Source organism: Thalassoroseus pseudoceratinae (assembly GCF_011634775.1).
In the GTDB taxonomy this organism is placed as follows: Bacteria; Planctomycetota; Planctomycetia; order Planctomycetales; family Planctomycetaceae; genus Thalassoroseus; species Thalassoroseus pseudoceratinae.
Genome location: NZ_JAALXT010000001.1, coordinates 398,036 through 412,072 on the forward strand (window position 1 = coordinate 398,036; position 14,037 = coordinate 412,072).

General features: G+C 55.8%; 9 protein-coding genes. 6 read left to right on the plus strand and 3 right to left on the minus strand.

Features of this window, described 5'->3' with window-relative positions; genetic code table 11:
- Position 1: 1 nt before the first annotated feature.
- Complete coding sequence (locus G6R38_RS01380) at positions 2-5,077, plus strand: carboxypeptidase-like regulatory domain-containing protein (RefSeq protein ID WP_166819900.1); 5,076 nt, start codon at positions 2-4, stop codon at positions 5,075-5,077.
- A gap of 125 nt (positions 5,078-5,202) precedes the next feature.
- Positions 5,203-5,997 carry a hypothetical protein gene (locus G6R38_RS01385; RefSeq protein ID WP_166819901.1) on the plus strand — a complete coding sequence of 265 codons (795 nt, stop codon included), beginning with the start codon at positions 5,203-5,205 and terminating at the stop codon, positions 5,995-5,997.
- A gap of 64 nt (positions 5,998-6,061) precedes the next feature.
- Here the strand turns inward: G6R38_RS01385 and G6R38_RS01390 are convergent, their stop codons facing one another.
- On the minus strand, positions 6,062-7,552 hold the full coding sequence (locus G6R38_RS01390) for an arylsulfatase (protein ID WP_166819902.1): 1,491 nt from the start codon (positions 7,550-7,552) through the stop codon (positions 6,062-6,064).
- Between the two features lie 169 nt (positions 7,553-7,721).
- Here G6R38_RS01390 and G6R38_RS01395 point away from each other — a divergent pair, with 169 nt between their 5' ends.
- From G6R38_RS01395 to G6R38_RS01405, 3 genes are all read left to right on the plus strand, one after another.
- Positions 7,722-9,131 (plus strand): sulfatase-like hydrolase/transferase, encoded by a 1,410-nt coding sequence (locus tag G6R38_RS01395; RefSeq protein ID WP_166819903.1) that lies wholly within the window; start codon positions 7,722-7,724, stop codon positions 9,129-9,131.
- A gap of 167 nt (positions 9,132-9,298) precedes the next feature.
- Positions 9,299-10,888 (plus strand): hypothetical protein, encoded by a 1,590-nt coding sequence (locus G6R38_RS01400; RefSeq protein ID WP_166819904.1) that lies wholly within the window; start codon positions 9,299-9,301, stop codon positions 10,886-10,888.
- A gap of 40 nt (positions 10,889-10,928) precedes the next feature.
- A complete protein-coding gene (locus G6R38_RS01405; RefSeq protein WP_166819905.1) occupies positions 10,929-11,750 on the plus strand; it encodes a ThuA domain-containing protein in 822 nt (273 codons plus the stop codon).
- Here G6R38_RS01405 and tsaE read toward each other — a convergent pair.
- Both tsaE and G6R38_RS01415 read right to left on the minus strand, forming a co-directional pair.
- Positions 11,736-12,221 carry a tRNA (adenosine(37)-N6)-threonylcarbamoyltransferase complex ATPase subunit type 1 TsaE gene (gene tsaE / locus G6R38_RS01410; RefSeq protein WP_166819906.1) on the minus strand — a complete coding sequence of 162 codons (486 nt, stop codon included), beginning with the start codon at positions 12,219-12,221 and terminating at the stop codon, positions 11,736-11,738. The two genes, G6R38_RS01405 and tsaE, sit on opposite strands and share 15 nt — an antisense overlap.
- 7 nt (positions 12,222-12,228) lie before the next feature.
- On the minus strand, positions 12,229-13,149 hold the full coding sequence (locus tag G6R38_RS01415) for a DNA-methyltransferase (protein WP_166819907.1): 921 nt from the start codon (positions 13,147-13,149) through the stop codon (positions 12,229-12,231).
- A 222-nt stretch (positions 13,150-13,371) separates the two neighbouring features.
- Between G6R38_RS01415 and G6R38_RS01420 the strand changes: the two genes are divergently transcribed.
- Complete coding sequence (locus tag G6R38_RS01420) at positions 13,372-13,968, plus strand: fused DSP-PTPase phosphatase/NAD kinase-like protein (protein ID WP_166819908.1); 597 nt, start codon at positions 13,372-13,374, stop codon at positions 13,966-13,968.
- The last annotated feature ends 69 nt before the right edge of the window (positions 13,969-14,037 follow it).

Consider the following 14,037-nt stretch of genomic DNA (forward strand, 5'->3'; position numbering starts at 1 on the left):
TATGGATACCGTTGCCGACTCCAACACTCCCCCCGTCGAAAATCCGCCCGAAGACCAACCCGATTCCCCAGTCGAAGACGCCCCAGCCGCCCCCGTCACGACTTCCGATGAGCAAGCATCCGACGCGGACGAGAAGCCCACGTCCACCACACCACGCACTTGGCAACTGGCCGGCTCACCGCAGTACCGTCGCAATCGCCGCTGGCTGTTGTTGTGTTTGCTAGTATTGGTTGGCAGTCTTTCGGCGTTCGTTTGGACGATCGTCAGTCCGTTCAATCGGCCAAAGCACCAGTTTTTGCTCATCAGCACGAAGGCACTCCCGAGCCAACTCGCGGATGATCTGTTGACGCGGACAATCACCTCCCTTCGTCGGCCGCTTGACGATGTGTTCGCTTCGCTTCTTGGAGCAGAGCAGGACACGGTCGCAGTCCCCAGCGAACTGATCGCCCCCTCGTCAACAACGAAATTGCTTCCGATGATCCGTTCGACGTTGGCATCGGCCAGGTTGTCGGCTCACGATCAGGTGATCTGCATGACCGAATTCCCCTTGGCTTGTCGCGAGGGGATATTGTACTTCTGCGGACACGTAGACCCTTCAGATCCCGAGCAAGGACTCATCCATTTCCAGGACGTCTCGCAAGCGTTGGCGGAGTCCACCGCTGCTCGTGTGACGTTGCTTCTGGACGCGGAACAAGTCGTGATCGACGCGCGGGCTGGTCTGCTGGTCAACGAGTACGAATCAGTCCGCAGCCATATAGCGCAGGCGATTGCCGATTGTCCGAACCTGCAAGTTGTGCTGGCTCGTCCTCAAGACATCACCGAAAACACGGAACCATCGGCGGGGCTTTTCGAGATTGTCGCGGCGGGTTGGGGCGGGGCGGCCGACTCGGACGCTGACGAGGTTATTGATCTGCAAGAACTCCTGCGATACGCCAGCCGATTTCGAGACGTGGAAGTACTCGACAGTCGCGGGCTGATCCATGACGAAATGCCCGTTCAACCCGCGTTACCAACGATAGTGGCTAAACCAGCCGATGCGGACGACGATCAAGCCGGTTGGCAGATTCCCATCCAGGACGCGAAACCGTTGGCGGACGGCTCCTCACCCGCTTTCACCGACTTGACGGCGACAGAACTTCTCGCGAAATGCTGGCGGTATCGTGATGACTTGAAAACGTTTCGCCCCAGTGACTCGCTGCGTCGCCGACGTCTGAAGTCACAACTCGCCCCCGCGAGTTGGCGTTGTCTGGGTGATCGGCTGATCTCATTGGAGCGAGTGGCCGCTCAATCGCGTTCGCATGTTACCAAGTCCTTGAAGCCATGGTTGCTGAGTCGTTGTGAGGATCTATCGATTCTCGCAGGCGGCACAGGAGAGTTGTCATTCACTCCCCAATGGACGCAGCGATTCGCCTGCCCAATTGGTGATCAGTTGGCATGGGACGAAACCCCGTGGCCGTTGGCATTGGCAGAAACGGCGGCCGGTCTTTCCAGCGAGCAACCGACGGTCGAGACAGCGAATGCCCGCCAGTTGCTCGAGCAAATCTCTCAGGACGACACTGGCAAAAGTCTTACCGAGACAACAATTGACCCCAAACTCATCAAGCGGTTCGCCGAGTGTGAGTTTCTCAGCCGTTTAAAACAGAACCAGCATCTCACTGCTCATCCAATTCGACTCGCCATCAGAACGCATCTTCTCGCGGAACGCTTGGGCGCTTCGAGTGTGGCGGTCCATTGGTTAGCTGACGACATTCTCGCGATTGACCGATTGTGCGTTCGAGCAGATCGTTTAATGCTGTCGCACTCTGGTCAAGATGATCCCCAGGGGGCCATCGAACTGTATCAAGAGTGTGAATCGCTTTTCCGTTCCCTCGCCATGCAAACGAAGAACCTCGTCACGGCTTACGAGACGTTGGATTCAAACCTCGCTCGAGTGCTCGACTATCGCAAGCTCATCAACGAAGCTCGTGTCCCGAACCCGTCGCTGACCGATGCGTTTCTGGATTACATCGATCACATCCAGCGTACAGCGGTGCTGCTTGCGTCGCAAGATGTGAAAGCGATCCCCGAGATCGGGCGTAGCCGTCGTGCGATCTTAGCCGCTGAGACGCGACTGCGGGGACTGCTTGGTTTGGATGAGGACCACGCGATCAACCCATATTTGCAACCAGGTCAATTGCTGGCCGATCTCTATCCGACAGACACGCGACTTCAGAAGTGGCAGGCGTGGTTGACGGCTCATGAGGCGAATGAATCACGACTGATCGAGCCATTGCATGTGGCGACGCAGACTCAACAAGTCGATTTCCAGCCGGTTTCCTTGGCCACGTTGTTGGGGCGGACTCGTCGAGAAGTCGCGTTCGCCGGTCTGCTGCGGCCGATCTCGAAAATGGACGGGCAAGCCGACGAAGATTACCGTCAACTGCAAGACGCTTATAGCCGACTGGAGCAAGTCGCGACGACTTGGCAATCATCGAAGGATCGCTCCGCCATATCGAACCTCCGCAAGTGCGTGAATCAATTGACCGAACAGTTGGAAGCTCGTTCGGCTAGGATTCCCACGGTGTTGGCGACCGTCGCCCCGGACGGGGAAGCGGATGTCGCTCATCTATTGCCGTTGATGGACCCGCGGGAGAGCTTGCCCGAATCTGTCGAAGCGATGACGAAACGACTTCGCAAATCCGACTGGGAAAGCATTCTTCGGTTTCAACTACGCCGACGTTTGTGCTTCGATGCGGACACCGCTCCCGCAGAACGCCAACGACTCCGGTGGGAACAACAAGAACTGGCGCAAACGCTGTTGCGTCTCGATTCTCAGATATCCATTCGGTTGAGCGAACCGTCTTTGAACGCATCGATCGAAATCGACGATGACACCGACAGCGCGGGCGGTGGGATCACGTGGCGATTGCAACTTCACAATCGTTCGTCGACGGTGTTGCCGGTCTGGTTCTGGATGTCGCAGCTTCCGCAAGAGGTTCAATGTGCGCTCTCACCGGAGTTGGCCACGCAAACGATCGATCGCAGTTCCATCACGTTGTCATTTCCTCCCTACGCGACAACTCCCCCTGACATGACACCGAGTTTGATCCTCGATGCCGACGAGCGACGAGAAGTGATCGGTACGATCCGAATCACGCCCGGCTACGTCACGCCCGGCCAAATGGTGTTGCGATTGGTCACTCCGTCGAACGCCGTGAACTCGACCGACGGGCTTCCACGGGATGCGTTTCGAACGGATCGCCTGGAAATTCCCTGGTTCGCCGAAAGCACGGCATTGGCGTATTGGGCCGAATCGCCCAATGCAACCGTGAGCCAAAATCGATCGGTGCAGCACGTGGTTGGTTGGCCGAACCAATCCCAGCGAAGTATTTGCCGACTTTCCAATCCAACCCCGAATGATCGAACGGTCGAGGTCCGTTGTTTTCGACATCCCGGCGATGATGGGATCGCGATTCCAAATCACAAGCTGACACGATCGGCCGCTGATCAACTTCTATTGGCGGCCGAGTTCGCAGCCCCGCTATGTGTCATCCCGAAGATGACACTTCCGGCGGGCAATACCGACATTCCGTTGGTCTTCCCGACGACGAAATTTAAACAGCCCTGGGACATTTCTCAGGGACTGCTCGTGTTCATACGCGATTTGGCAACCGGAGAAGCGTCGTGCTTGTCGTGGCACGGTCGTCCGCGGAATCCTTTGGAGAGCGTTGCGACGATGGTCGACTACAACGCGAGTCGCCGTCAGATTTCCGCTCGCGTTCGTTGGACCGATTCGTTACCGATCCCCGCGAACGGAATTCCCGTGCGGATTTCATTGGCGACCCCGACCAACGGTGACGTTTTGTCCTACCGTTCCACGGTGCTGAAGCCGGATCACCGCGAACAAACGCTCGTGATTGATGCTCTTGACGATCGCTGGGAGAACTATCGCGTCACACTCGACATTGCGGGATGGCCTCGGATTCTCCACTACGATGTGGACGCGAATCGCAGCACCGTCGATCTACCGCCGGTAACTGGGCCGCCGACAATTCGGCTCCTGTCTCCCGCCAACGACACGGCTTTCACGTCCAAGAGCCCCGCATTGCCGGTTCGCATGCAAGTCGATGCTCCACGTGGTCGACACGAAGGGCAACCGTTGCGTTTGTCGATTGGACTGGACAACGCCCAAAATCGTTGGCCGGAGAATCAGGTGTTGCATCTGCAAAGTGATCGTCAGATCCGTGCGATGTTGCACGGTGTTTCCGAGGATGGGCAATTGGATTGGGAGACCCGTGTCACGGATTTTGACTTCCTGATGCCAGTTGTTCCCACCGGTGAGGAGCGGGTCAATTTGGTTGCTGTCGTCAGTCGTGCCGGACAGCAGGCGAGGGCACTGGTTCCCCTGATGTTCGATGACAACGGGCCGAAAATTCGCCAAGTGGACGTTCTTTCTCCCGCCGAACTGCTTTTGGATTCAACGGTCTCGTTAAGTATCAACGCCGATGACGCCGGGCTTGCCGGCACCGAACATGTGGAAGTGGTCGTCGATGTCGAACGGAATGGGCAATTCCCGAAGGGTGTCAAACCGAAACTCGCATTACTTTCCGACCAAGGCCGATGGATTGTCCAAGTTCCGCTCAAGGGATTGCCAGCGGGTGTGGTGAATCTGCTGGTCCGCGGGATTGACGCGGTGGGCAACATTGGTCCGACTTTCTCCAAACCACTCGAGATTCTCGATCCAACGACCGCCGAAATTCGCCGCGAAGCCCGTCTGCCGTCCGTGACTGGTCGTGTGGTCTACTTGAATCGTCCCATTGCGAATGCGGACGTCAAAATGACACCCACGCCCGCCAAGACCAGTGACGACAGCACGGACGACCCTCGCAAGCCACTCTCGACGAAAACGAATGCCCAAGGTGCGTTCGACTTCCCCCATGTGCCACCGGGAACGTGGACGATCCATGTGAGCGGCTCGATCGGCGGGTTTCGCAGCGAACGCGATTGGCCCTTGGAAACCTCATTGGAGCCGGTTTCGCAACCGTTGACACTCGATCTAGGAAGTCCTTCCGACGCGGACGACACGACATCGCCTTGATGGCACAAGGATTTCACTTGTCAGAAGTCTCGACACGATCCGACTTTGCGTGGCGACGGAATTGCGTTCATCCTTCTGGGGCGACTTTGCCGATAATTCCGATTAGGTAGAGGGCCATTGTGAGGATGAAGGACCATCCGTTGCGATTCGCGACCAATTCTTACCAGACAATCAAGCAGAGCAGCGGCGAAGCCATTCGTCGCGTGTCGCTCGGAATTTGTCTGGTGGCAAGTTGGTTGACGGCATCGGGGTGCGTGAGTCCGCATCCGCCTCCGAAGTTGCCGACAGCCCCAGTCTGCGAGCCTCGACCATTCACGATTTGGCAATTCTTGGGGCTTGAGAAATGTGTTCAACACATCGGTGACAAGACGGAACACGTAACCGCTTTGGCGGAACATCATATTCCGGGATTGAAGCCAGTCTCGCCGCTGAAATCGCTTGTCCATCCTGACTTGGCCCATTCTCCCAGCGATTCCGTGCGGCTGGCGAGTCAGGTCGCGAAGAAGAAAGCCCAGGTTCCACAAATCAAAGCGGCGTTGGCGAGCGTGGCCGAGTCCGGTTGTGCCTGTGACCCGGCTGCCGAACAAGCACTGCTCGCCGGGCTGGAGAACTGTTTCCCGGAAGTCCGTAAGGCCGCTGCGGAAGCCGTCCGTGATAGCGTGGAACACGGCGAGAACTTCTGCGACGCAAAAACTTGCTGTTCCCCCGCGATCCGTAAACGACTTCTCAAGATCGGTTGGGGACGACTGCCGAACGGTTGCCCCCTTGAACCGGTTGGGGAAGTGCGGTTGGCGGCTCGACAAGCGTACCGGGCCTGCGGTTGTCCGCTTCCAGATGCCTCCTCCCTGGCCCCCGCGATTCCGCCAATGTCTGCCGAACGTCCAACGCCGGAAATCATTCAGGAAGCGATGGCCGAATAATCGTTGCTGAACGCTTCCCGAACGTAACCAAGTCTTGAACTGCGACCGGTGTGCATTCCCAGGCTTATAGCTCGGGTGGTGTCCACTGCGGAATTCCCCGCTCGCGGAGTTGGCGTTGATATCGAACCGCCTGCGGCTGTTGCTTGGCATACGGAGCGTCTTCGTTAACCATCAACGGCACGGTTTTTTTCCACCAGGCGTCATATTCCTGACGAAGTTTGGCGACCACTTCTGGGTGTGCGTCGATTACGTTCGTCGACTCGTACGGGTCATTCGAGATGTCGTAGAGTTCCTTGTTGTTGACCAGACGCCATCGCTGCGTGCGGACGGCACAATCTTTCAACCGACTCTTATTCGGATCGGCGCCTTTCTCCCAACGCCCCTTGTGAACGAACAAATGACGATCCGCCCAGTCCGCATTGGGATCTTCCAGCAACGACATGAGTGAACGTCCATCGATCGGCTGAATGCCGTTCGGGATTTCGGCATCGGCCAACTGGCAGAACGTCTTGTAAAGATCGATGTGAGCCGTCAACGCCGGAATGTCCACGCCTTCCTTGAGCTTTCCCTTCCATCGCCAAAACGCCGGCACATGAGTTCCACCTTCATAGGGCGAACCTTTCCCGGTTTTGAATCCTGCGGTGAATATGGTCGTCCGCTTGCCGTTCAATTGAGCTCGTCGCCCCGCCTGACCGTTGTCGGTCATGAAGATCACGAGTGTGTCGTCCCACAGTTTCCATTCGTCTAGCTTTTCCATCAGACGACCGAAGTTATCGTCGATGTTTTCGATCATCCCGTAACGTCCGGCGGTATTCTTATCCCAGCCCATATCGAGGAAGCGACGCTTATACCTTTCCGGAGCGATCATCGGACCGTGCGGCGCGTTGGGGGCAATGTACGCGAAGAACGGTTTCTCATGATCGTGTTGTTGCTTGATCCAACCCAACGCCGCCTGGAAAAACACATCGGTGCAAAACCCTTTGGTCTGCACGATGGTGTCGTTGTGCAAAATCACATTATCGAAGTAAAGCCCTTCCTTCTCGCGGTTGGGTGGGAAGTCCGCACAGCTACTAGGATACGCCTGCCCGATTCCGCCGGCTCCATGAATGAAGGTCTCACTAAACCCGCGGTTGTACGGCTGATATTCGTCCTCATCCCCCAAATGCCACTTCCCAAAAATGCCGGTCTCGTAACCAGCTTTCTGAAGAAGTTCGGGGAAAGTGGTTGTTGAAAGCGCCATCCGTTCGCGTTCTTTGATCGTGTGAGTCACGCCGTTCCGGAATTCATGTCGGCCACTGAAAATCGCGGATCGCGTTGGTGCACAGGTGGGACTCACGTGGAAGTCGGTGAACCGCGTGGACATCGCGTGAAAACGATCGAGATGCGGCGTCCGTAGGACTTTGTTTCCCATGCAGGACAAGTCCCCCATCCCCTGATCATCCGTCATGACCAAAATGATATTCGGACGGCTGCCTTGGAGCGAATCCGCATAGGTCGAACTTCCACCAATCACAATACAGGCTAGAGCCCAGAACAAACCACGTTGGAGCGACATCGTTGGCCTTTCGAGAAGAGAATTCCGAAGAATCTCAAGCATCACCCATTCCGATTGCGATGGCAAGCCTACCGAATTTAGCGGCGAAGTTGACCTACCGCAGTCAGACTTGGATACTCAACAATCTCAGAAAACCCATTCAGAAAATCGCTCTTTCGGAAATCCCTTTATGTCCCGCAAACAAGGCTTATGCCGCCCGAGATGGACGACCAATTTCGTCGCGTTGACTGGCCTCGCGGTCATGGTCGTTGCATTGGGTCTCTTGCAGACAAGCACCAAAGCCGCAGAAAAACCGCAGTCGCCGAACGTCATCGTCATCCTGGCGGACGATCTCGGTTATGGGGATTTGAGTTGCTATGGTGCTCCGGATTTGCAATCCCCTAATTTGGACAAACTTGCCAGCGACGGACTGCGATTCACGAATTTCTACGCCAATTGTCCGGTGTGTTCACCGACACGGGCGGCGTTACTTTCCGGCAAATATCAAGACAGGGTCGGTGTTCCGGGGGTGATCCGCACGCACGCAAACAACAGCTGGGGATGGTTGTCTCCCGAGTCCACGTTGTTACCGAAGGTTTTGAAGACGCAGGGGTATCACTCGGCCATCATCGGAAAATGGCATTTGGGGTTGGAGTCTCCGAATACACCAAACGAACGCGGATTCGATTGGTTTCACGGCTTTCTTGGTGACATGATGGACGACTACTACAAGCACCGTCGTCACGACGTCAATTACATGCGACGGAATCAAGAGGTGATCGATCCAAAGGGTCACGCGACGGATTTGTTTACCGATTGGGCATGCGACTACCTGAAGTCTCGGGGCGACGAGTCTGAACCATTTTTCCTGTACCTGGCGTACAACGCGCCGCACACACCGATTCAACCGCCGGCGGAATGGGTCGAAAAAGTCCGTCAACGCGAAACGGGAATCTCGGAACGACGGGCCAAGTTAATCGCACTGATTGAACATATGGATGCCGGGATCGGCAAAGTGTTGACGTGCCTAGAGTCCACCGGCCAAGCCGACAACACGCTCGTGATTTTCAGTTCCGACAACGGCGGGCAAATCAACGTCGGAGCGAACAACGGACCGACACGGGCGGGGAAAGGAACCGTCTACGAGGGCGGCTTGAAAGTCCCCACGATCGCCAAATGGCCGGGCGTGATCGAACCGGGAACCGAAACACAATTCACCGCCATGAGCATGGATATCTTCACCACGATCGTCGATGCCACAACTGCGACGAAGCCCACCGATCTCGACGGACGAAGCTTCTTGCCCACGCTCAAGGGGAAGGCACAGGAGCCATTGCGGCCGATCGCGTTCTTCCGTCGTCGTGAAGGCGGTCTGCAATACCAAGGCAAAACCATCGATGCCGTCCGACGCGGTCCATGGAAACTGCTTCAGAACAGCCCGTTCGGCAAGCAAGAGTTATACAACCTCGACGATGATCCGCTCGAAGAGCGAAACTTGTTATCCGAAAACCCTCGCGTGTATCGAGAACTCGCCAACAAATTGCAAAATCAAGTTCGACTCTATGGAAAGATTCCCTGGCAAGCGCCGGAATCGGACTGAACCACCACGCAATTTGATTTGAGTTCCAGTCTCGTGGGGAATCGACATGACAGCCCTCGGAAAGATGGTAAAGTGCACAACAGGGAAATTGTAGCAAGAACACTTCAACTGACTCAGCTCCCGGTGAGCGTTTTCAATGTTGAGTTTGGTTCGCTGGGAGTTTTTCGATGCCGGTGAAAATTCGTTGTCCTGAATGCGAAAAAGGACTGACACTTCCCGATAAAACCCGTGGTCGGGTGATCCGTTGCCCAGCTTGCGGCGGCAAAGTCAACGTGCCGGGTGGGGGAGCCAAGAAGTCATCAGGCCCTCGTCGCAAACGCAGCGGAGCGTCCTCGCCAAGTGGTGGCGGCGGTGGCGATGTCGAAGACGTATTGGCCCGGATGGATCTTTCGCGTGTGGAGGATGCCAACACCCGAATCTGCCCGAAATGCGGTGCGGAAGCCGATGAGGACGACATCGAATGCGATAAGTGCGGAGTCGACCTGGAAACCGGACAACTCTCGGCACGCAAAAAGAAGCTAAAAAAACGCGGCGGCCCCGACCCAGCCAGGTACTTCAGTAAGGGCGTTCCCGATGCGTGGAACTTCCTGCTGGAACACAAAAAAGTCGCGTTTCGGACGATGATCTATCATGTCATCTGCGGATTGCTTGGGTTGTTGAGCTTGTTCATGGTGCTGTATTGCAGTCGCGGCCCATTGAAAGCGTTCTGGGTGCTGGTGACTTGCACATTCCTGCCGGTGATCCCCGGTTGGCTGTGGTTGCTTCACACCGAAATCATTCAGTTCACACACGACACCCGCCGGAAAGTGTGGAAGCATCCTCGATTCGATTTCTTCTTATCCGCTGCCAACGGATTCAAATTCGTCGGTTGGATATTGATCGGCGGGTTTCCAATCATCATTGGACCGCTGATTTATGGCATCATGCAGATCAACGATCTGCAACTGATCAACGGGCTGGGAATCATTTTACTGGGGTGTGTGCCCTTGATCCCGTTCTTCCCGATCGCCATGTCCCACTTCGCCATGCCGCAAGAGTGGCCGGGATGGTGCTTCTGGAAGACGATGCCGCCATTCTTTACCAAGGGCGTCGCGAAGCCAGCGATGCATTGGGCGATGTTCTTCGTCCTGACCATGCTGCCCGCCATTTTGATGATGACGGTTCTCATTCTGAATTTCGGCGAGGGACTCACGACGATCATCGACGAAGTGGAGATGAACGCCCGACGTGGTGCTGTCGAAATCTTCGAGGAACCGAAAACCGGCGGCGACAGCGAAGACGGCCCGGCAATGCCCCTTTCGTATAAGTCGAAGTCACCGAAAGGGTTCTGGTTTGATACCGGCGAAGGCGAGATGATCGCCATGAAGGCATTTCTCACGTCCGAAGGTGAAAACGCCTACACGGAAATCGACTACAAACAACTTCTGGGCCCGTTGGCGATGATCTTAGGAGCCATCGCGTTGATGGGAATTCCCGCCTTGTTCCTGATGCGGTTGAACGGATGGTTGACATATTACTACCAGCCCGATTTGGATCTCATCACGCAGGAGAAAGAGACCAAATGGGAAGGTCCGTCTGTGAAGGACCCACACGCTCCCGACGCCGAGGACGACGATAACAACACCACAAAAATTGTCGGTGGAGTTGTCGGTCTGATCGTCTTCTACGTGATCGTGAACGTGATCAGTTACTTCTTCGACGGTCCTGTATTCATGCCCCGTCCGCTAGCTAGGCTTCTCAATCTGATGCAGGAGTAGACGGCAGTCCAATTCGTTCAGCTCAGAAACAGGTGTCTTCATGCGGATTCTATTTGTGTTGATTTTCGGTTGTCTTCTTCAGCCGGTGCCGTTGGCCGTCGCGGCGGAGAATCCGCGTCCGAAGCGAGTGCTCTTGCTCGGGCAAAAACCGGATGGGCACCCATTTCGCACGCATGAGTACATGGCGGGCGTCAATCTGATGGCGGAGATGTTGCAACCGTTTGAAAACTTGCAAACGATTGTCGTTTCCGCCGACGACGCTTGGAGCGAAGGACCGGATCTCATCGACGGTGCCGACGTGGTTGTCGTGTTCCTTTCCCAAGGAGCGAAGTGGCTCAGCGCGGATGCGAAAAGACTGGCCGCCTTCAAACACCTTGCCCAGCGGGGTGGTGGTTTCGTCTGTCTGCACTGGGGCATGGGAACCCGTGATGCCGAGGATGTTCCCGCATACGTTTCCTTGTTCGGCGGTTGTCATGGCGGACCGGATCGCAAATACAAAGTCGTCGAGACATCCGCCCGTCCCGCGACGATTGATCACCCGATTCTTCGCGGGATCAAGCCGTTCAATGTCCACGAGGAATTCTACTATCGCTTGAAGTTTCCAGCCGAGCGTGAGAACCACGTGGGTCTTATCTTCGCCGACATCGAAGACCGTGAAGAACCGGTCGCATGGGCATGGGAACGTGAGGACGGCGGGCGTTCGTTTGGCTTCAGCGGCGGTCATTTCCACAAGAATTGGAAACTGCCGGAGTATCGGCGATTGATGGTGCAAGGGATTCTCTGGACCGGACACCAACCAATTCGGCAAACCGGCATCGCGGTCGATGTGAAGCCTGCTCAATTGCAACTAGAGCCCCGCTGAATCGATTCGTTTTCGCAACTCCGCCAACACACGATCGGTTAGCTCGCCATTGGAAGTGATCTTGAATTTCCGACTCTCCGGCCCGGTGACGGTGATATCAATCCACAGCCGATCCACGGGCAAAATCTCCTCAACGCGATTCGCCCACTCGATCAGGCAAACCCCACCGGCGGAAAATAGTTCGTCGACGCCAAGTTCCAAAAATTCGTCTTCGTCACGGAGTCGGTAAGTGTCGAAGTGAAACACCGGCAACCGTCCGGCGTATTCATGGATTAGGATGTATGTGGGGCTGTTGACCATTTCAGTCGGCACGCCAAGTTCACCGGCAACGGCTCGCACAAACCGAGTCTTCCCAGCGCCCAGATCCCCGACCAATCCCACGACCAAATTTGGCACGCAAACCGTACCGAAGACACACCCGAATCGAGCGGTTTCCGGTTCGTCATTTGCGATGAACTCAACTGTCGCCATGTTTGTCTCAGTGTTCTTTGAGTTTTTTTCCATTGTTTGTGGACGGTACGCTTCGAAGCGGGTTTTCGGCTCCGTCGAGTGGATCACCAGTCTTGATTTGATCTAACCGCTCGCTGGCCCAACTTACGTAGTCCTCGCTGATCTCGTACCCGAGATACTGACGACCAAGTTTCTTCGCAACCGCCAACGTGGTGCCACTACCCGCGAACGGATCGAGAACGAGATCACCCTCGTGGGAGCAACTTCGGATAATCCTGGCGAGAACTTGCTCCGGCATTTGACAACCGTGCCATCCTTTCCGCTCTTTGAACGTGCCGGCAACCCGAGGCACATACCAGGTGTCTTCACTGGCTTGAAAGCTCTCCGGGACATCCTGCGGTCTGAGAACCCATCCCTCGTGATCGCGAAGAATAGGGGGAGCAATCCAAGTGTCATCCGGAAGCCGACCTTTGGGATTGGCCCGTTTGTCTTTGTACACAAGTTGTCTAGCCGAAGGCACACGGACTGCGGGGTCGTCCACGTTGAAGACGAACTCCGCAGGGTCCTTGGTCATGTACAACAGATGAGCATGAGAACGGCTGAACTTGTGTTTGCAGTTGACGCCAAACGTGTAGTACCACACGACCCAACTTCGGCAGTGCATCCCCAAGGTGCGTGTCAGTAACACTTTGAGTTCAGCGGCATATTCATCACCGATCGCCAACCAAAAGGTTCCGTTCGGCTTCAACACCCGCACGACTTCCCCCATCCACTCCTCACACCACTGCTCGTATTCATCGGAGGGGAGATTGTCGTCGTACTGATCGTAACTGTAGCCAATATTGAACGGCGGGTCGGCAAAGGCCAAATCGACCGATCCGTCCGACAGTTTTTTCAGTTCGGTCAGGCAGTCTCCATGAATCAAGCCGGTGCTTGGCGGTTTGGGCATTGTCGTTGTTTCGCCTCTTGGAAGTCACTTTTGGGGAAGCAAGCTCGGGTCTTCGGGCAGGGGAGTGTTCGTGAGTTTGACATCATAATGCCGACCGCTGCTCACGCGCAAGTCCAAAAGACCGATTGACGAAGTTTCAATGATGTCCTAGAACCCTCGCGACGCTGACGATTTTACGCCAGCATCCGACACTCGAATGGACTCGCACTCGGAGCCTCCCTCATGCAACGACGAACGACTCTCTGGGGCATTGGCCTCGCCGCCGTAGTGGGCGTGTTGGCTGGCGGATACGCGTATCACCAGCATCACCGCTACAAACACCTCGCGACCCACGACGAAGGTTTGGTCTACCGAGCCGCTTGGCTGGAACCCGATGTCCTCGATGAAGTCATCGAAAAATACCAAATTCGTTCCGTGGTCAACTTGTGCAATCCCGGTGAAATGGGCGAACCGCGTTGGGACGGTGAACGAAAGGCTGTCACCAATGCCGGTGCGCGTCTCATCGAACTTCCGATGACGCTTAACGTCGAAGCGGATGATCCGACGATTACCGATCATCTCGAGATCCTCTCCGACCCCAACAATTATCCGATGCTCGTTCACTGCCAACATGGCGTGACACGAACCGCCAAATTTCTTTCGCTTTATGACATCAAGTATCGCGGTTTGAGTGCGGAAGAATCGCTCGCCAAACAACCGCTGTTCGGACGTGACGATCACAACGTCAATGTGCGAGCCTTCGTCAAAAACTTCGACCAAGAACATCGCCAACTCTACCCAACCGCATCCGCGGAAGACATTCGTGTCCTTCGGCAGTAATCGTGGGGCTACCAATACTGCGTTTTCACCGGATGTTTTGTGAAGGTCATGCATTAACGTCAAGGGTCG